This is a genomic window from Cyanobacterium aponinum PCC 10605, assembly GCF_000317675.1.
Taxonomy (GTDB): Bacteria; Cyanobacteriota; Cyanobacteriia; order Cyanobacteriales; family Cyanobacteriaceae; genus PCC-10605.
In genome coordinates, this window is the sequence record NC_019776.1 from 118,544 (window position 1) to 137,420 (window position 18,877).

Consider the following 18,877-nt stretch of genomic DNA (forward strand, 5'->3'; position numbering starts at 1 on the left):
CAAGTTATAGACGGTTTTCTCGTTATTCCTATTTTCTTATAGAAAGGGTCGTTTATCGAGCCATTTTTAATTTTATTTTTAAGTTAATTATCCCTATGCAATCATTGTCTATGTCTGAACAACCCTTAGCTTCAGTTTTTCGTCAAATTGGGGCGGGAATTTATACCCCTGTGGTGGAAAAATTTGAACGAGGTAAAACAATTTTTTTTCCGGGTGACCCTGCGGAAAGAGTATATTTTTTAATGAAAGGTGCTGTCAAGTTGTCACGGGTTTATGAGGCAGGGGAAGAGATTACCGTGGCTTTGTTGCGAGAAAATAGTGTTTTTGGGGTCTTGTCTTTGATTACTGGGCAAAAATCCGATCGCTTCTATCATGCGGTGGCTTTTACTCCTGTGGAATTACTTTCCGCTCCTATCGAGCATTTTCAGCGTTCTTTAAAAGAAAATCCTGAGTTGTCTCGATTGATGTTACAAGGCTTATCGTCTCGCATATTGCAAACAGAGATGATGATTGAAACTTTAGCTCATCGTGATATGGCTTCTCGTTTAGTTAGTTTTTTATTGATTCTTTGTCGAGATTTTGGTATTCCTAGCCCTAGCGGTATTACTATTGATTTAAAATTATCTCATCAGGCGATCGCAGAGGCTATTGGTTCAACACGGGTAACGGTGACTCGTTTATTAGGAGAATTAAGACAAGAAAATTTAATTACTATCAATAAGAAAAAAATCACAGTACATAATCCTGTTGCCCTTAGTCAGCAATTTGCATAAGTTTTTCCTCTATTTCCTCCCACCTCTACTAACAAAAAATAATCATTTTTTTGATTTTTAACTACACAAATTATTAACTAATGACTAGCGCTTATATTTTAATCATAGCGATGTTACTTTTGGGGGGACTAATCGCAGCATTGGGCGATCGCATTGGTACAAGGGTTGGAAAAGCAAGATTAAGACTCTTTCAATTAAGACCCAAACAAACTGCTGTTTTAATTACCATCGGTACAGGAACATTAATTTCTGCTTCTACTTTAATTATTTTATTTAGTTTAAGTGCATCTTTGCGTCAGGGGGTTTTTCAACTAGATGAAATTCTCAAAAAAAGACGAGAAATTACTCAACAATTAGATACGGTAAAAGCGGAAAAAGAAAGGGTAGAAGAAGCTCTGCTAGAGGCTAAAAATAGACAAAACACTGTCTTAAATCAGTTGAATGTTAAAGAAAATGAATTGTCAACAACTCAAAAAAAAGTTAGAGAAATTCAAAGTAGAACAGAAAAACTAAGAAAAGAAGTAGAAAGAATTATTAAAGAAAAAGAAGATTTATTAATAGAAAAAGATGAAATTCAACAACAGAGCTTAAAGTTAGAACAATCCATCGCCCAAAGAGATCAAGAATTACGAGAAAAACAAGGACAAATTGAACAGCAAGAGGCAATTTTACAACAACAACAAATCAGCCTTGAACAGTTAAAAAATAGACAAAAACAGTTAGAATCAGAAATAAGTAGCCGAGATGAGCAAATAGTAGAACTCGATCGCCTCATTTCTCAAACGGATGATATATTAGATGCAAAAGAGCGGGAATTAGCTTCTTTAGAAGGTCAACTGGAATTTTACCGCCAAGAAGTGGAAATTCTCGAACAATACTACCAAACTTATCAAGATTTAAGAGAAAGACCCATTGCTGTTATTAAAGGACAAGTATTAAGCGTTACTTTGGTACAAATCAAAAAAGATACAGACATCAGCGAGTTAGTGGATGCTATTTTAAGTCAAGCCAATCGCAATGTGATGCAGATTATTGGTTATGGTAATCAGCCCCCCAAAGAAAGGTTTGTACAGATAACTAGGGGGCAAGTAGAACAGATGAAACAACAATTAGCCAATCCGGGGCAATATTTAGTGAGAATTTTATCGGCTGGTAATTATGTGCAAGGAGAAGAAAGAATCCGTATTTTTGGAGATGTTACCCCTAATCAAATAATCTACCAAAAAAATGAAGCGATCGCATCTATTTCTATTGATGAACAAGATTTAAACAGTGGCGAATTACAAGAAAAACTAGACTTTCTCATTTCCGTTAGCCAATTCCGAGCTCGTAGAGAGGGAATATTAGGACAAATTTTTATCGGGGATGGCAAAATAACCTCCCTTGTTAACTTTATCGAAGAATTACAGTCTTCAGACCAAACTATTGACGAAATTTTGACTGTCGCCGCCAGTGAAACCTATACCTCAGGACCATTACAAATTAACTTAGTAGTGATTGCGGACGGCAAAGAAGTATTTAGACTATGATTTCTCATTTAGTTAGGGAATAGGCAAGAGGCAAAAGACAGCCTCTTAATTAAGAATTAAAAACTCTGAACACTTATCACTCATTACTTGTTTCTTCCTCATCCCCTAAACATCCTAACACCTGAAACCTGAAACCTGAAACCTACCCTTACCCGATATTCTTAAACCGAACTGAGGTTAAATATTATTCTAAGTCAACACTATACCGAAAACAATTTCTACCCTCTTTTTTTGCCAGATAAAGAGCATCATCTGATTTATCAATTAAAGTATAGGGATTAATTTTTGCAGAGGGAATAAGACAATGAACGCCCATACTAATCGTAATGCTATTACTGGCACTAGAACCCCGATGGGGTATAGCTAATTCCATTATTTTTAGAGAAATATTCTCACATATCGTGATTGAACCCTGTAAATCAGTATTAGGTAAGAGAATCACAAATTCTTCCCCCCCATAACGGGCAACAAAATCACTGGAGCGTTGTAAACTAGACTTTAGGGTTGATGCGATCGCCTTTAAAACTTCATCACCCTGTAAATGTCCATAGGTGTCATTATATTCCTTAAAACAGTCAATATCAACCATAATCATTGATAAAGGTTGCTTTTCTCGACATAAACGATACCATTCTTTTGATAATAAATCATTAAAATAACGACGATTATAAACCCCCGTTAAACCATCAATATTAGCAATTTGTTCCAGTTTTTGATTTGCAATTAATAACTGTTGTTCAACTTTTTTTCGGGCAACTATTTCCTGATTTAAAAGATTTTGATAACGATAAATTTTTAAATGAGTTTCCAAACGACAAACTACTTCAGCCACCACAAAAGGCTTAGTTATATAATCAACCCCCCCCACTTTAAAACCCTTAATTTTTTCCGACAATTGTTGTTTAGCACTAAGAAATATAATGGGGATTTGACAGGTACGAGAATTACTCTTTAGTTGACGACAAACCTCATAACCATCTATTTCAGGCATCATTATATCTAACAAAATTAATTCAGGAGGATCATAATCAACTACTTTTAACGCCTGTTTTCCACTTAATACTTGTCTCACCTCATAACCATTATCCATCAACATCGTGGAAAGAAATTGGATATTTTCAATTTGATCATCAACAATTAAAATATCACCTCTTTTTGAATTTTGGTTATCTCCGCCGTCACTTGTATTCGCACCACTATCAGTAGTCATTTATGTTACTCAAATACATTAACTCTTCAAAGTTAAGTTGATCAGTCAATAATTTTAGAGACTCTCTTATTTGTTGATAGTTATAGGGAATTTCTTCAATGGTCTTTAGTATTTTACTACTTCGGGCACTTAAAGAATTATAAAAAAGTTTTTTGCGCCAAGAATAGCCCATAAAGACTAAATTTTCAGGTTTTAATCGAATCGTCTTTTTATTATTTTCATGATCAACAATTTCATTTTGCCACTTAAGTTCTATATTCAAACATAATTCTATTTTTCGCCAAAAATTAGTAAAATCAAAGGGCTTTAAGATAAAATCATCAAAACCCGCCGTTAAAAGTTCATTAGTTGACGATAAAGTTGTTAAAGCGACAATTTTAGTCTGATATGAATAATTGAATTCTAACCTTCTAATTATTTTTACTGTTTCTATATTTTTACTATTTAAACTCGAAACGGAAATTAAAATTAGACTTGGTTGCCATTGCTGATAAATATCGAGAATTTCTTGTCTATTTTTGCCCTCTCTAAGCTCAAAATTCGCTCCCCTAAAAAGATGACGAATAATTTGAATATCTACGGAGTTTTTTTCTAGTAGTAATATTCTATATTTTGAGATAAAAGAGTCGTTATTAACGATCTTAACAATGTTATTGCCCTTAACTAAATCAGTAAATTTTACTTTTTGACATATAATGTTAAATTCAAACTTACTACCATAATGGAGTTTACTGCTAACTTTAATATATCCCCCCAATAAATTAGTATATGTTTTACAAATAGCTAACCCTAAACCACTTCCTTCTCCTGAATTTTGCCCCCTATTTCCCTGAGTAAAAACTTTAAAGATTTTTTCTAGTTCATTTTCGGGAATACCCGCCCCAGTATCCTCAACAGAGAAATAAATATTAACATTTTGATTATCTTCTTGTTGACTATTATCGTCATTAATTATTTTAACAGTGAGTGTTATTGAACCTTGACGAGTGAATTTAATCCCATTATTAATCAAATTAGTAATAATAGATCTCAGTTTTCCTTGATCTGTTTTTATATATTCGGGCAAACCAGACTGTTTATGTAAAATAAAATCGATATTTTTGTTTCGAGCTTTTAGGGTAAAAATTTCATCGAGGTTATTAAGAAAATCCAGAAAATTGAAAGAGTATTTATTGACTTTTAATTTACCATATTCTATCTTTGATAGATCTATTATTTCATTAATAAGTGATAATAAATGTTCCCCAGATTTACTAATAGTATTGATATATTGCTTATGTCTTTGAGAAATATCATCATCAAGGCTCATTAGTTGAGTAAAGCCTAAAATTGCATTAAGGGGAGTGCGTAACTCATGGCTCATATTTGCCAAAAAAAGGCTTTTTGCTTGGGAGGCTTCTTCGGCTTTAATTTTTGCTTTTTTTAATTCGATTTCTGTTTGTTTACGCTCTGTTATATCTTTAAACATTCCCACTAAGCCAATAATATTTCCCTTTTCATCAGGCAAAGGGGCTTTATGAGTTTCTATCCAAAGTTGCTCACCATTATCTAAAGTGAATGTTTCTTCAATAAATAATTTTGCTTGATTGGATTCTATCACTTCTCTATCATCTTCAATGTACTTTAGGGCTTCCTCCTCTGTAACAGCAAAGTCAAAAGGGGTTTTTCCGATTATTTCGTTGGTTGATGATAAACCGTGAATATCTGCTAGTAGTTGATTACAGCCAAGAAAAATACTATTTCTGTCTTTCCAAAAAATGGGAAAGGGGATAGTGTTAATAATAGTTTCGATGAATTTTTGTGATTTTTGTAAATTTTGCTCTAATTCTTTTAGGGGCGTAATATCTGTTAATCCTCCAATTGAGCCAGTATTTTCCCCTTTTTCATTGTAGGTAAAAGTACAATTTGCCATCACCCATACCACTTTACCGTTAGGATGTAAAAAACGATATTCTTCTTGCCAATAAGATTTACTTTTAAAGGCTTTCATCCACGATTCATAAATTCTTTGGGCATCTTCTGGATGAAGTCGTTTTGCCCACCCTTCTCCTAAACATTCTTCAAAACTAATGCCTAAAAGTTCACTGGTTTTCTGATTAATATAAATACATTGACCCTCTGTATTATTGCGATATAAACCTATAGGTAAAGATTCTGCTAACTCTGCATAACGATTTTCGCTTTCTTTAAGTGCAATTTCAGCTAATTTGGTTTGAGTGATGTTACGAATATTTATTAAAAATTCTTGGTTATTTAAAGCAACTACTCTTGCTTCTTCATAGTTTATTTTTCCGTCTTTAAGTATGCAATAGTCAAATTTAACTACTTCTTTTGTTTGTTGACAATACTTTATGGCATCAAATATTTTTTGACAGAAGTAATCGGGAAAAACATCCATAATCGATTTAGATAAAGATACTTCAGCCGATAGATATAAGTTACTAAAACGAGAAGAAGATTTATAGTCAATAATTATTCCTTGAGAAGAAATAGTTAAGAATAAGTCTGGCAGTGCGTCAAAGATGGCACTCATCTTTGCATTTGTTTCTAAAAGTTGATTTTGGACTTTATTTTTTTCTGTTATGTCTTGCTGAAAACCAACGACTAAGTTAAATTCTTTAATATAGTTGACGCTAACTAGCAAGTCCATCATTGTGCCGTCTTTACGTCGGTGTTTAGTTTCAAAACAAAGTTTTTGGGATTTGATAATCATTTCCGTCCTTTCTTGAAGGGTTTTAGGATTAAGATCATATTCAATGTCTAAAATTGACATAGACAGTAATTCTGACTTGGTATAACCACTCATATAACAGTAAGCATCATTGACTTCCACTAGACGAGGAGGATTTGTGGCAACATCAACAATCCAAATACCATTCATGGCGGTTTTGAGTATTGTTTTATATTTCTTTTTTTGGCTTTCTAATTCTAATTGAGTTTGTTTGCGTAGGGTTGTATCTTCGTGAAAAATTATAATCTGTTTTAGTTTTTCTCTTTCTTGAGCAATAGTAGTTTGATAGTTTATGGTATTTTGTTTTAATTGTTTTTGATAACGGCTATTTTCAAGAGATAAACGGAGAGAATGTTCTAGTAAAACGGAATTTAATTGATTAACTACTAAATAATCGCTAATACCTTGATGTAAAAAATTTCTACCTGTTGCGATGTCTTCGGTGAGTAAAATTATTGGAGAGGGAAAAAGTTGTTTACACCATTGTTTGATATTATTTGCTGATGAGTTGATTATATAAGCATCATAGTCATAAAATTGAGATGCGCTCACCGCAGCTTCTTGAATATTTTTAAACCATTTTAAACTGTAATCTGCATATTTTATTTGTGTGAGTAATTTGCGAATTAAACTATAATTACCTTTCTGTGGTTCAATTAGGAGTAAATTAATTTTTTCGGAACTCATCACAGGATTGATAGTGATTTTCAAGATTTGCTCAAATTATGACACGTTTTTTTCTTAATCAATGAAAATTTTAGGGATTAATCAATGTGTTAAAAGAAACAAAAATCCATGAAGATAAGTTTTATATAATTCTTTAGCCTGTATAGATTGAATATCATTCAATACCTACTGTTTTACATTTTATTTTAGCCAAAAAAATTTCATTTCGAGCAGAGGTTATATATAATATATGCTGAAAGTCTAAAGATATTTTTACTGTTATTTTCTATGAATAATTATGATGTAATCATTATTGGTGGGGGCTTAACTGGCTCTGTTTTAAGTTATGAATTAGCTAAAAAAAATCTGCGAGTTTTGCTATTAGAAAAAGATTCCATTTTTAATAATGCTACAGTTTATAGTTATGGGGGAATTTCTTATTGGTGCGGAACAGATGAAACAACTATTAAATTATGCCAAGAAGGTATTAATATTTATCGTAATTTAACAGAAGAGTTAGACTATAACATTGATTTTCGAGAATTAGATTTACTATTTACTATTGATAAAAATCAAGATCCTGAAAACACTTTTCAACAATATCAAAAATTTCATATTGCCCCAAAATTATTAGATAAAAAAGAAACTAATTCCCTTGAACCATTAATTAATATTGATGCTATTTCAGGTAGTTTAAGATTTCCTCAAGGTCATGTTCAACCAGAGAAAATGATATTTGCTTATCAAAAAGCGTTGATGAGATTAGGAGGAAAAGTTGAGCAAGAATTAGTAATTTCTGTAGAGAAAAACCAAGATAAAATTATAGGGGTAAAAACCGAAAAAAATAGTTATTCTGCTAGTCAAATAATTCTTTGTGCAGGAGCTTTTTCTCGTTCTATTTTGCAAAATTTAGGGATAAATTTACCTCTTTATTTTAGTCATGCCCAGTTAATTATGACTCCTCCTGCTCCCGTAAAACTAAAAACGTTGGTTATGCCTTGTACAATGAAACGTCTTGATACAGAAAAACAAGTGGCTCAATCAGCAGAAAAGATATGGCAAAAAGAAAGTAATACTCTATATGGAGATGTGTTAGAAGCTGGAGCAATTCAATTTCTTGATGGTAGCTTTTGTTTGGGACAAATCAGTCAAATAATTCCTAATCTTAATTCTCCCATTGATTCTGTCATCAGTGAAAAAAGACTCAGAGATGCGATCGCGTCTATTTTACCTTCCTTGGCTAACCTATCGGGAAAATGGCATAATTGCCAAGTTGCCTTTACAGAAGGAATGCCTTTTTTAGTGGGAAAAATCGGACAAATAGAAGGATTGTCTATATTTTCTGGGTTTACCAGTCCATTTGTGTTCGTGCCTCCCCTTGCCCGATACTTTGCCGACTATTTAGTCAACGGCGAAGAAACCCTTATTTCCTTTAATTTGTAGCAAAACTTTTTTCAGCATAATCATGCAAACCAACAGAAGTGAGCAACTCAATCCACTCTTGGGGTTGTGACTCCTTAACAGCAATAACATTAATCAAAGTTTCCGTCCAAATATCAGCATTGGCAAAAATTTGGGCTTTATCTAGGGTATCCCCTGTCATTTCTAATTGAGTTTGTGTTAACTCATCTAGGGATACTCTTTCAATAGTACCCTTTGTATAATTACCACTATTAATAAACATGGGATTACAGACTAATGATATTTCCCAAGTATAGGTTTGACCCTCTGTTATATTTATTTGGTCAGATAAATTAATTTCAATAATGTAATCTCCATTTTCAATGGCTATTTCCTGAAAATCTAATTGAGTTCCATCTTCACTCTTAATTAGAAATTGTGCAGAATCTGCCTTAGTTTTAGGAATATAAATATAAAAGGGAGGCTGAGAAGATATAGTTTTAATTTTGTTATCGTCTCCGGGGGTAATAGCTTTTATCGGTAAATCACCTTGAACACAACCGCCCCTACGTCCACCCGCCGCCGTACTTTTAGGGGGATTTCTCTCAGGAGCGCTAGGAAATTCAAGGGCGTTGACAGATACAGGCAAGATAACCATGATACTTGTAACTGCAACAAATAATTTACTTATCCCTCGGAGGAAATAGGGATTATTGTTATTTTTCATTTTTCTACCTCATTAAAATTTTAATCTCATCTCTTATTCCTGCACATTTATGATAACAAGGGAATCAACAATAAGTAATGAGTTCAGGGTCATTATTCACTATTCACTATCAACTATTCACTTTTGTCTCTTGCAACTACTATAGTATTGTTAAGATTTACTTTAAATTCAGAGAATATGTCAGTAGAATTGAGAAAAAGAGATATTCTAAGCTGAGAGAAAAATAGCTATGACCCAATCCTCTGATAGATCTAAAAAACAGCCTTTACCTTTTCCTCCCATCATACCCCCAACTCAACGTCAGGGCATAACAGAAACTGATGATGAAACCAGAATGAGTAATCGTAAATTTCCCTCTCTGGAGGATGATAGCCAAAGCCTTTCTTCTCAATCTCTTGACTTTGATGCCCCTGATTTTGACGATGATGACGATTTTGAATCTGAAGATCAAACTCAAATCACCTCTCCTGATATGATGCCTCCTTTGGGAAGAAAAAGCCCCAATTTACCACCGCCTCCGGGGCTAAGAAAAGATACTAATTCTTCTCAACCCTCTAGTAGCCCCTCTCCATCGGCAAAAAATGTTCGCCCCGCTCCACCTCCCCTAACCCATCCCCCTTTAACTCCCCCTCCTTTAAGTCCTCCTCGTAGCACCGCTAGACCGGGAGAAACAGATGTACGCCGAGGTGGCACAGTACAGAAAGCTAATTTAAGACCGGGGCCACAGGCAGGGGTTCGCCCTTCAGCATCGGTGGGGAGATCCCCCGGACAACCTTCTCTACGAGAATTGGTTAAGTTGGCTTTTGATAATGGCTATTCTGATGTGCATTTAGGGGTGGGTGAATTACCCAGAATGCGCGATCGAGGTCAGATGATAATTTTGGAGCAATACCCAGAAATCGACCTTAATACTTTTATGAGTTGGTTAAGAGAGATTATGAGAGAGGAGGAAATCCAGAGATTTAAGAAGGAATTAGAATTTGACGGGGCGACTCAATATGACTTTGCCAGGGTAAGGATTAATGTTTTTGATACTTTAACTGGTCCTGCTTTAGTATTGCGTTTAATTCCTTTAAAAATTCTTTCTATGGAACAATTACGCCTTCCTCCTGTTTTCAGAGATGTGTGTGAGGTTCATAAAGGCTTAATTTTGATCACAGGTCCTACGGGTTCGGGTAAATCCACTACCCTAGCGGCAATGATTGACTATATCAACAATGAATTTCCTAAGCACATTATTACCATTGAAGATCCTGTGGAATTTGTCCATAAAAGTCGTAAGTCTTTGATTAAGCAAAGAGAAGTAGGAATGAATACTCTATTATTTGATAATGCCCTAAAAGCGGCACTTCGGGAAGATCCTGACATCATCCTAGTGGGTGAGATGCGGGATAAATCTACCGTTAACACGGCACTTAAAGCCGCCCAAACAGGTCACTTAGTTATGGGTACTTTACATACCAACAGTGCTATCAAAACCTTAGAACGTATTTTCACTTTATACACTGCCGAGGAACAACCAGCCATTAGATCTGCGATCGCAGAGTCTTTAGTGTGCGTGATTGCACAGGGACTATGTCGCACTACTGACGGCAAACGAGCCGCTTACCACGATATTCTTATCAATACGGAAACAGTAAAAGATTACATTACCGGCAACAAATATGAAGAAATTGCTCAATTAATGGTAGATGGAGAATATGATGGAATGGTGACGATGAATAAATCTTTATTTAATCTCTATCAAGAGGGAAGAATCACCGAAGAAACCGCCCTTGAACATTCCCCCACTCGCAATGAAATGGCAATGATGTTGAGAGGTAGAGTTTAAGGGAATTTGGAGAGTTCGGGGTTAAGGATAAGGAGTGTTGATGACTTGGGGGATTAGGATTAGGGAGAAAATTTGATTGTTAATTTTTTTAATACTCAACAAGGCTAATACAGGGTAAATCAGGTAATTTTTTCCTACCCTCTAATCCTGTCAATTCTACAATAAAACCAAAGGCTACAAGTTCTGAACCAATCTGTTGAACTAAATCTGACGTTGCTTTCGCTGTACCACCTGTTGCAATCACATCATCTACAATCATCACTTTCGAGCCGGATGGTATAGCGTCTTGGTGAATTTCCAATGTATCTGTACCGTATTCTAATTGATATTCGATGGAATGTACATCTGCAGGCAGTTTACCTTTTTTACGTACGGGAACGAATCCTGCGTCTAAATGATAAGCTAAAGCGGGAGCAAAAATAAATCCTCTTGATTCAATGCCGATAATATAGTCGGGAGTGTTCTCTAATTTTTCACACTCCAATGCAAGGGAGTCTATGACGTATTTCAAGCCCTTTGGTTCTTTTAATAATGTGGTAATATCTCTAAAAATGACACCGGGCTGAGGAAAATCTGGAATATCTCGGATTAAGGCTTTTAAGTCCATAGTTTTTGATTTTATATAAGTAATTTTTATTGCTTTTAATCTAGTATTCTTTTTAACCAGAATTATACAATGACCTTTAGGATTTAAGATTTTACCCTAAATTTTACTATGAAAGAAAAATTGTTACTCTGGTTAGATCGCTTTTTAATCGCCGATGTATTTCTTGTGATTATTGGCTTTTTTTGGTTTGCGATCGCACTTATGGGACGTTCTTTAGGAATTTCTTTGGGTTGGGATATTTGGTATCAACTTTGGCAACCTGTTTTCAATCCAGCCATTGGAATCTTATTCACAGGTGCATTGTTAAGTTGGTTGATCAAAAAAGTAGGAGAAAAATTAAGTAAAGAATAACTTTTAAGGCATAAAAAAAGATAATTTAATCATCAAAATCATTTCTTTTTTCTACTGTCCAATCCTCATTTTCACCGCCAATAATTAACTGAATAATGCCAACATATTCTTTTGCTAATTCCCGGAGAGAATTGATTAAAACATCAAGAGCAATTAAGTCACTTGTGCCTAAATCAAACCAACATCTTCCCCAATTACCCACATACTCAAATTCTCCCATATTGTGCATAGGAGACATCATGGCGTTGTCCGCAAAATCATAATCATACTGTAGGTAACTAATATCAATTCCCGTATCTTGAATTTGTAAATTTTCTGCGTTAAAACCCCCTAATTTACCAATATAAAACCACGAATTAAATAATTCTTCTACATATTGCTTTTCCATTTCTGAGGGAACATGATCAAACTCTAACCAAATCCATAAATCGAAAGGGTTAAATTCTCTGAAGTTTATTTCCATTTTTTAATAAGTTTTTATTTGCCAAGAATCAGTAAAAATTAAGGTAATGTTAAATAATTTTTTGTCGTTATTTTTAAAGGATAATTGTCCCCTTTGTCAACGCACAGCAGAAAAGATTATTTGTTCTTATTGTCAACAAAAAATAGATCTTTGTCAACTGGACTCTTCCCAAGAATTAACATCTGATAATTTTCTTATTTTTGCATGGGGAAAATATGATGGCACATTAAAAAGAGCGATCGCATCTTTAAAGTATAATGGCAATAGAAATTTAGGGGTGTTAATGGGTCAATGGTTAGGAAAAAAATGGCTTGATTCGGGAAACAAAGAGAAATATAAAAAATTAACAGTAATTCCGATTCCTCTACACCCTGAAAAATTGAAACAAAGGGGATTCAATCAAGCCGAATTAATCGCTCGTGGTTTTACTCGAATTACAGGTTATTCTCTTAAGCCAAATCTTTTACAAAGAGTGAAAGATACAACAGCAATGTTTGGTTTAAATCCCTCTGCTAGAAAGAAAAATATCTCAAAGGCTTTTGAAATAGGGAAGGATTTAGCCACAATAAATAAAAGTTACCCAACCCTAATCGTAGATGACATTTACACCACAGGCACCACCGTTAATGAAGCCCGACAAGTTTTAACTAAACACAAATTACTATCGGTAGGAGTAGCTACTCTCTCTAAAGTGAATAGTGAATAAACCTAAGTTCGGGGTTCTGAGTTAATATAACCTGAGCTTTGGATAAGCTGAAAGCGTTATTTTCTCCTAGTCAGAAAACCTTATAGCTTCTTAGAAATAACAATAAAATTGCCTTAACCCGAACTGACGTTACTCCTAATTGGAACTTTGCGGAAAAATAGCTTTCAACCCTTCCACTCTAGGTAGAGTAAAACCAGCACCAATAATCAGAAAAACTCCTCCTAAAACAACGGCTAAAAGATGATTGTCATGGAGAAAATAGTTCATAATCCAGCCAAAAAACAGAGAAACCGCAATTTCTGGTAAAACAATAAAAAAGTTAAAGATTCCTTGATAAATGCCTCGTCTTTGAGGGGGAATTGATTCGGTTAACATGGCATAGGGCATAACTAAAGCACTGGCCCAAGCGATACCAAAACCAAACATGGAGAATAGTAATATATACTTGTCGTGGATAAATAGTAAAGCGATAAGACTAATACCACCACAGAATAAGCATAAACAATGAATTGTTTGACGACCTATTTTTTTGGCAAAGTTAGGTAACAAAAAGGAAAAAATAACGCATACACCATTAAATAGAGCAAAACAGACTCCAGCCCATTCAATACCATCACTATAAAGCAGTGAACCTTGATTAGTTGCACCGAAAATATTTCTAGCTACGGCTGGGGGAAAGTAAAGAAAAAAACAGAATATACCTAACCATGTAAAAAATTGAATTTTGGCTAGATAAGTCATAGTAGAAGGCATATTTTGCAATGATTGCCAACTTTCTCTTATACTACTCATAATTCCTCCTCTTTGTTCCTGTAGGCGCTCAAATTTTTCTAAGTTTTGAGGAGGATATTCTGGAGTTGTGATAACAGTCCAAATTACTGTTCCTAAAAAGAGAATTGCACCAGTATAAAAGGAATATTCAACGGTTAAGGGTATTTGATGAAGAGCATTAGTGGTGTTATCTATTTGAAAAAAGTGACTTAAAATCCAAGGCAGGGCAGAAGCTGAAATTGCCCCCATACCCACCATAACACTTTGTATCGCAAATCCCTTTGTACGTTGGTCTTGAGGCAGTAAATCACCAACAAAGGCTCGAAAAGGAACCATACTAATATTAGCACTACTATCTAATAGCCATAGTAGAATAGCCGCCACCCAAATGCTGGGAGAATGAGGCATAAATAAAAGTGCGATCGCACCTAAAACCGCTCCTCCTAAAAAATAAGGTCTTCTCCTACCTAAAGGAGTCCATGTATAGTCACTTAAGTTACCAATAATTGGTTGAACTAATAAACCCGTTAAAGGTGCGGCAATCCAAAGAATAGGTAACTGATGAGCGTCTGCCCCTAGATACTCAAATATAGCACTCATATTTGCCATTTGTAACCCCCAAGCAAATTGAATACCTAAAAAACCTAGATTCATATTCAATATTTGCCGAAAACTAAATTGAGGGCGATGTTGATTTACTTGTTGATAATTTTCTGATGTTTGCTGATTATCTGATACTTTTTCTGTACTCATAAAAGTTTCATTTTTCAACATTATAACATCACCTTTAGAACGAGAAGGGCAATTAGTGAATAGTGTATAGTTGATAATTGTCATTAACCTCAGTTCGGTTTAAGAATATTGGATAAGGGTAGGTGTCAGGTTTCAGGTTGCAGGTTGCAGGTGTTGAGATAAAGTAATGAGTAACAAATAATGAGTGTTCGGGGTTTTTAATTCCTAATTCTTAATTTTTCCTTTGCCCTCCCCCCTCTCGAGGGGGGATAAAGGGGGGTTCGCCTCTTGCCTCTTGCCTTTTGCCTTTTTTTCTCCATCATTCATAGATGAAAATTTATCCCGAACTCAGGTTAATTAATAGTTAAAAACTCATTACTCGTTACTTCAGTTAATTTAGTCTTCGGGATATAGCATCTGTTACTCTGACAATATCGTACATAGGTGCAACGTCATGAACTCTGAGAATATCTACTCCTTGAGTAATAGCATAAGCACAACTGGCGGCAGTTCCCCAAACTCGTTTTTTGGGATCGTCTTGGTTTAAAATTTTGCCGATAAAACTTTTTCTCGATGTTCCCACTAACAGGGGAAAATTCATTAATTTAAATTGACTAATTGCTCTTAGTAATTCTATATTTTGCTCATAGTTTTTTGCGAAACCAATACCAATATCGATAATAATATGTTCTTTTTTTATTTCTAAGTTAGTTGCTTGATTAATTTGTTTTTGTAAAAAGTCTTGTATTTCTCCTATTAAATCTTGATAATCTGTTAAACTTTGCATAGTTTCAGGAGTACCTTTAATGTGCATTAAAATAATCGGTACATTTAATTTTGCGATTGTGGGTAGCATTTCCTGATCAAAAGTTCCCCCTGAAATATCATTAATTATATCCGCACCAGATGCGATCGCTTCTTTTGCAACTTCAGAGCGAGTGGTATCAACGGAAATAGGAATATCAGATTTTTGCCGTAAAGCCTGAACCACAGGAATAACCCGATTCAATTCTTCTTCGAGAGTTATTTGTTTTGCCCCTGGGCGAGTGGATTGCCCTCCAATATCAATAATATCCGCACCTTCATCGACCATTTTTAACGCCTGTTTAACCGCATTATCCACAGAACAAAAATTTCCCCCATCACTGAAACTGTCGGGAGTAACATTGAGAATACCCATTAAATAGGTACGTTTACCCCACTCAAAATGATAATTGCGGATAGTTAAAGATTGAGTCATCTAACAGTGAATAGTGAATAGTGAATAGTTGATAATTACTCGTTACTGGTTACTCATTACTCCCTTAAACCTGACACCTGCCACCTGATACCTGCCACCTCTCCCCCCATCCCCTCATCTCCCCATCTCCTCCTCACCTGCAACTTGACACCTGACACCTCTTTTCTAACCCCGAACCCATTACCTATTGATAGTTAACCAAACGAGCAAAACTTTCAGGGTCTAAACTTGCTCCTCCAACTAATGCACCGTCAATTTCAGGTTGTGCCATGATTTCATCAACATTTTTAGGATTCACAGATCCGCCATACTGAATCGTAACGTTTTTATTCGTGAGCTGCGATCGAATCAAACCAATAACTCGGTTAGCCTCTGCCGCTTCACAGGTATCCCCAGTTCCGATCGCCCAGATAGGCTCATAGGCAATTACCAAATTATTTTGATCCACATTCACCAAATCTTTCTCAATTTGAGCAGAAATTACCGCCTCTGTTTCCCCTGCATCTCTTTGAGCCTTACTTTCTCCCACACATAAGATAGGGGTTAAACCGTGTTTTTGAGCCGCTAATAAACGAGCGTTAACTGTTTCGTCAGTTTCACCAAAATATTGACGACGTTCACTATGACCAACAATGACATAGTTAATACCAAACTCTTTCAGCATTTCCCCAGAAATTTCTCCAGTAAATGCCCCTTGATCTGCCCAATGAATATTTTGAGCTCCCAACTTAACACGACTGCCATGAAGATTTTTCGACATGAAATTTAGGCAGGTAAAAGGTACACATAACACTGTTTCTCTTTCTTCGGGGGTATCTTCTAAATGAGAAAGAAAACCCTGTAAAAATTCTAAAGACTCTGTTTGAGTCTTGTGCATCTTCCAGTTACCAGCAATAATAATTTGTCTCACTTTACTTTCTATTAGTTATTAATATTATCAATTTCTTTTAATTATCCTATGTCCAAGCCTTATAGAAGTAAATAAGGAGTTCGCTTCACCATCAAAATAACTATTATTTGTCAATTTATTGACACAATTACCTTAAGGGAAGATAAAACCCTATTGATTTAGACATAAGTTTCAAAGTTTTTATTGTATAGTGTGTATGATGTTTAGGCAAATTGTCCTATTACGATACTCGGCAAGAGAATATAATTAGTAATTAGTAGTTAAGACAAGGCAAGAGGCAAGAGGCAAAAGGCAAGGGGCAAAAGGCAAGGGGCAAAGGTAAATAGTGAATAGTGAATAGTGAATAGTGAATAATTAAAAACTCCGTTCACGACTGAAGGGAGTTTACAAGCACAGCGAACTCTCATTTCCCCCTCTCACCCCTTCCCCTCATCTCCCTCTCTCCTTATCACCTCATCCTCAAATATCTCAATACCTTAACTCCGAACAGAGGTTATTTTTATTCCCATATCGGACAACTTAAGTCCCCTGACTTACGAGAAAAACGGATATTTTCACGATAATCCACAGGGCAATCTATCACCGCAGGAACATTGTCTTCAAGGGCAGTTTTAAGGGTAGGAATGAGGTCTTCGGAGGATTCCACACGATAGCCTTTTAAACCCATACTCTCGGCAAATTTAACGAAGTCTGGATTACCAAAATCAACAAAACTTGTCGCACCAAATTGATTCATTTGTTTCCAACCAATTAAGCCATATCCATTATCGTTAAATATCAATGTCACAAAGGGAGTTTTTGCCCTTAAGGCGGTTTCTAATTCTTGGCAATTCATCATAAAGCCCCCATCTCCCGTTACTGCTACTACTTTTTTATCAGGGTGAACTAACTTAGCGGCGATCGCACCGGGAATAGCGATACCCATAGCTGCAAAACCGTTGGAAATAATACAAGTATTAGGGGCTTCACTGTGGTAGTGTCTTGCCATCCACATTTTATGAGCTCCCACATCAGAAATAACTATATCTTCAGAACCCATTACCTGTCTTAGATCATAGATAATTTTTTGCGGTTTGATGGGAAATCCCTCATCATGGGCATATTGTTCGTAGTCTTCCCGAATTTCCTGTTTGAGAGTGGCCGCAAAAGGTAAAGGTTTAGAAGTGCGATCGCATCTTTTAATAATTTCATTTAAAGCATCGCTAATATCCCCAATTACTTCCACCGTAGGAATATAACTACTATCAATTTCAGCAGAAGTTTCAGCAATGTGAACAATGGGAATTGTGCCATCGGGATTCCAGCGTTTTGGAGAATATTCAATTAAATCATAACCAATCGCAATCACCAAATCACTTTTTTCAAAAGCGCAGGTAATAAAATCTCTCTGTTGTAAACCTACTGTCCATAATGCAAGAGGGTGAAGATAGGGAATTGTACCTTTACCCATAAACGTATTCGCAACGGGAATATTTAACTCTGTAGCGAACTGGGTTAACGCATCCGCCGCTTTTGCTCGAATTGTGCCATTTCCTGCCAAAATTAACGGATTTTTAGCTTTTGCGATCGCCACTGCCGCACTATTAACACTTTTAAAAGAAGCATAGATTTTTTCTCGATTATCGATACGTAAAGGAGAACCTTGAACCTCCATCGCCGCAATATTTTCAGGTAAATCAATATGTACCGCCCCGGGTTTTTCCTTCTCCGCTACCTTAAAAGCCTTCCTTACTACTTCAGGAGTTATACCCGGTCGTACAATTTGCTTATTCCATTTAGTGACAGGAGCGAACATCGCCACAAGATCGAGGTATTGATGTGACTCGATGTGCATACGATCAGTCCCCACCTGCCCTGTGATTGCTACCAAAGGAGCTCCATCTAAATTGGCATCAGCAACCCCCGTCATTAAATTTGTCGCCCCTGGTCCGAGGGTGGAAAGACAAACCCCTGCTTTGCCCGTTAAACGTCCATATACATCAGCCATAAAAGCCGCTCCCTGTTCGTGGCGAGTGGTGATAAATTGAATGGAGGATTCCTTTAAGGCTTCAAGAATATGCAGATTTTCCTCTCCGGGCAAGCCGAAAATATATTCAACTCCTTCATTTTCCAAGCATTTGATTAATAATTCTGCCGTGTTCATTTGCCCCCCACTTTGATTTGTTATCTTTAATTGATGTTTAAATTGATTATGTTCAATCTAGTTGTTATATTCTAGGAAAAGGGTTT

At 35.6% G+C, this 18,877-nt stretch carries 15 protein-coding genes; 6 read left to right on the plus strand and 9 right to left on the minus strand.

What is annotated here, in order from left to right:
* The first annotated feature begins 95 nt into the window (after positions 1-95).
* Entirely contained in the window at positions 96-773 is a 678-nt protein-coding gene (gene ntcA, locus CYAN10605_RS00495; RefSeq protein WP_015217989.1) for a global nitrogen regulator NtcA, read from the plus strand.
* Positions 774-853: 80 nt separating this feature from the next.
* Positions 854-2,302 (plus strand): DUF3084 family protein, encoded by a 1,449-nt coding sequence (locus tag CYAN10605_RS00500; RefSeq protein ID WP_015217990.1) that lies wholly within the window; start codon positions 854-856, stop codon positions 2,300-2,302.
* Between the two features lie 184 nt (positions 2,303-2,486).
* Here the strand turns inward: CYAN10605_RS00500 and CYAN10605_RS00505 are convergent, their stop codons facing one another.
* Positions 2,487-3,512: a GGDEF domain-containing response regulator gene (locus CYAN10605_RS00505; RefSeq protein WP_015217991.1), complete on the minus strand. Its 1,026-nt coding sequence runs from the start codon at positions 3,510-3,512 to the stop codon at positions 2,487-2,489.
* Complete coding sequence (locus CYAN10605_RS00510; protein WP_015217992.1) at positions 3,502-6,954, minus strand: PAS domain-containing sensor histidine kinase; 3,453 nt, start codon at positions 6,952-6,954, stop codon at positions 3,502-3,504. Before CYAN10605_RS00510 ends, CYAN10605_RS00505 begins: the two co-directional genes overlap by 11 nt.
* A gap of 243 nt (positions 6,955-7,197) precedes the next feature.
* On the opposite strand from CYAN10605_RS00510, the gene CYAN10605_RS00515 reads away from it, so the two are divergent.
* Positions 7,198-8,352, plus strand: coding sequence for an NAD(P)/FAD-dependent oxidoreductase (locus CYAN10605_RS00515; protein ID WP_015217993.1), 1,155 nt, complete (start codon positions 7,198-7,200; stop codon positions 8,350-8,352).
* On the opposite strand, the gene CYAN10605_RS00520 is transcribed toward CYAN10605_RS00515, so the two are convergent.
* Entirely contained in the window at positions 8,342-9,037 is a 696-nt protein-coding gene (locus CYAN10605_RS00520) for a DUF928 domain-containing protein (RefSeq protein ID WP_015217994.1), read from the minus strand. The two genes, CYAN10605_RS00515 and CYAN10605_RS00520, sit on opposite strands and share 11 nt — an antisense overlap.
* 229 nt (positions 9,038-9,266) lie before the next feature.
* On the opposite strand from CYAN10605_RS00520, the gene CYAN10605_RS00525 reads away from it, so the two are divergent.
* On the plus strand, positions 9,267-10,868 hold the full coding sequence (locus tag CYAN10605_RS00525; protein ID WP_015217995.1) for a type IV pilus twitching motility protein PilT: 1,602 nt from the start codon (positions 9,267-9,269) through the stop codon (positions 10,866-10,868).
* An 88-nt stretch (positions 10,869-10,956) separates the two neighbouring features.
* On the opposite strand, the gene CYAN10605_RS00530 is transcribed toward CYAN10605_RS00525, so the two are convergent.
* The gene (locus tag CYAN10605_RS00530) at positions 10,957-11,475 is read right to left on the minus strand and encodes an adenine phosphoribosyltransferase (protein WP_015217996.1); all 519 of its coding nucleotides are present in this window, start codon (positions 11,473-11,475) and stop codon (positions 10,957-10,959) included.
* A 108-nt stretch (positions 11,476-11,583) separates the two neighbouring features.
* Between CYAN10605_RS00530 and CYAN10605_RS00535 the strand changes: the two genes are divergently transcribed.
* Positions 11,584-11,826 (plus strand): DUF8620 family protein, encoded by a 243-nt coding sequence (locus tag CYAN10605_RS00535; protein WP_015217997.1) that lies wholly within the window; start codon positions 11,584-11,586, stop codon positions 11,824-11,826.
* A gap of 25 nt (positions 11,827-11,851) precedes the next feature.
* Here the strand turns inward: CYAN10605_RS00535 and CYAN10605_RS00540 are convergent, their stop codons facing one another.
* Positions 11,852-12,289: a DUF3531 family protein gene (locus tag CYAN10605_RS00540; RefSeq protein ID WP_015217998.1), complete on the minus strand. Its 438-nt coding sequence runs from the start codon at positions 12,287-12,289 to the stop codon at positions 11,852-11,854.
* A 46-nt stretch (positions 12,290-12,335) separates the two neighbouring features.
* On the opposite strand from CYAN10605_RS00540, the gene CYAN10605_RS00545 reads away from it, so the two are divergent.
* The gene (locus CYAN10605_RS00545; RefSeq protein ID WP_015217999.1) at positions 12,336-12,995 is read left to right on the plus strand and encodes a ComF family protein; all 660 of its coding nucleotides are present in this window, start codon (positions 12,336-12,338) and stop codon (positions 12,993-12,995) included.
* Between the two features lie 135 nt (positions 12,996-13,130).
* Here the strand turns inward: CYAN10605_RS00545 and CYAN10605_RS00550 are convergent, their stop codons facing one another.
* From CYAN10605_RS00550 to CYAN10605_RS00565, 4 genes are all read right to left on the minus strand, one after another.
* Complete coding sequence (locus CYAN10605_RS00550) at positions 13,131-14,540, minus strand: MFS transporter (RefSeq protein ID WP_206536259.1); 1,410 nt, start codon at positions 14,538-14,540, stop codon at positions 13,131-13,133.
* A gap of 349 nt (positions 14,541-14,889) precedes the next feature.
* Positions 14,890-15,738, minus strand: a complete 849-nt coding sequence (gene folP / locus CYAN10605_RS00555) for a dihydropteroate synthase (RefSeq protein WP_015218001.1) — start codon at positions 15,736-15,738, stop codon at positions 14,890-14,892.
* 184 nt (positions 15,739-15,922) lie between these two features.
* Positions 15,923-16,648, minus strand: coding sequence for a triose-phosphate isomerase (tpiA, locus tag CYAN10605_RS00560; protein ID WP_015218002.1), 726 nt, complete (start codon positions 16,646-16,648; stop codon positions 15,923-15,925).
* 499 nt (positions 16,649-17,147) lie between these two features.
* A complete protein-coding gene (locus tag CYAN10605_RS00565; protein ID WP_015218003.1) occupies positions 17,148-18,791 on the minus strand; it encodes an acetolactate synthase large subunit in 1,644 nt (547 codons plus the stop codon).
* Positions 18,792-18,877: the final 86 nt, after the last annotated feature.